2 protein-coding genes and 1 pseudogene are annotated in these 915 nt (G+C 67.9%); all 3 read right to left on the bottom strand.

Going from position 1 to position 915, the window contains the following annotated elements; all coding sequences use genetic code 11:
- Positions 1–153, bottom strand: a 153-nt coding sequence (locus tag QHC67_RS18740; protein WP_319296675.1) for an HK97 family phage prohead protease, incomplete at its 3' end; no start/stop codon positions are given.
- Positions 150–461 (bottom strand): DUF6127 family protein, encoded by a 312-nt coding sequence (locus QHC67_RS18735; protein ID WP_319296673.1) that lies wholly within the window; start codon positions 459–461, stop codon positions 150–152. The genes QHC67_RS18740 and QHC67_RS18735, both read right to left, overlap by 4 nt.
- 172 nt (positions 462–633) lie before the next feature.
- Positions 634–915, bottom strand: a pseudogene (locus QHC67_RS18730) (phage portal protein); the annotation flags it as partial.

Below are 915 nucleotides of genomic sequence, written 5' to 3'. Positions count from 1 at the left end.
CACCGGCTGATCCACGCGATGCTGCCAGAGCAACGGCACGCTGCGCCCGACCAGCGCGCCGAAGGCCCCCCCCCGCACCACGTCGCCGCCGCGATCCACCGCATCGAACACCGCCGCATAGCCCGCGAACCGCACGCCCCGCGCGCCACTCACGCCGCCACCAGAGCCAGCAGCCCCAGCTTCACCGCCACCCCGACCAGCACCAGCGCCAGGCACCCGCGCACCGTCCACCCGATCGCCGCCGACCACGCGGTCTTCTTCGCGTTGCGCCAGCTTTTCAGCAATTCGCGCAGTTCCTCGATATCCTTCTCCGCCCCGCGATCGCCCAGCCCCACGCGCTCCAGCGCCCGCCATGCGCCGACTTCGCTCGCTTCCTCGACCAGCGCCCGGATCATCACCAGATCGCGCCCGTCCCCATCCGCCTGCGCGACCAGCCGCGCCAGCATTTCCGTGTTTTCCATGTGTTTCTCTCCTGATGCTCCCGCATGTCCACCCCACATCCGTTCGTCCTGAGTAGCCATTGAGCTTGTCGAAATGGCGTATCGAAGGATCATGCGCAGAGCAGATGCTTCGATATGAGCCTTCGACAAGCTCAGTCTCTACTCAGCACGAACGGGGAGGGGGGTTGCGCCCTCACATTCCCTCAGCGGGAGCCCCGCCCCCAATCCCCAACATCCCCCGCTTCTCCTCCGCGCTCAGGAAATCCGCCCCGGCGACCCGCTCCCACAAGGCCGCCCGCTCATCCGCCAGCGCCACCACCCGATCCAGATCCACCCCCAGCGACACGCCCGGCCACCAGCCGCTCAGACCCTGCGACACCGCCCCCAAAATCGCCTCCGCCAAGGGCAGCACCGATTGCCGCCACAGCGCCTTGTTCGCCTCCCGATAATTGGCATAGGCATTGTCGCCCGGCAG

It is taken from the genome of Sphingobium sp., assembly GCF_033795625.1.
Taxonomy (GTDB): Bacteria; Pseudomonadota; Alphaproteobacteria; order Sphingomonadales; family Sphingomonadaceae; genus Sphingobium.
The sequence above is the reverse complement of the archived record's forward strand: the minus strand, read 5'-3'. Positions and strand labels throughout refer to the sequence as shown.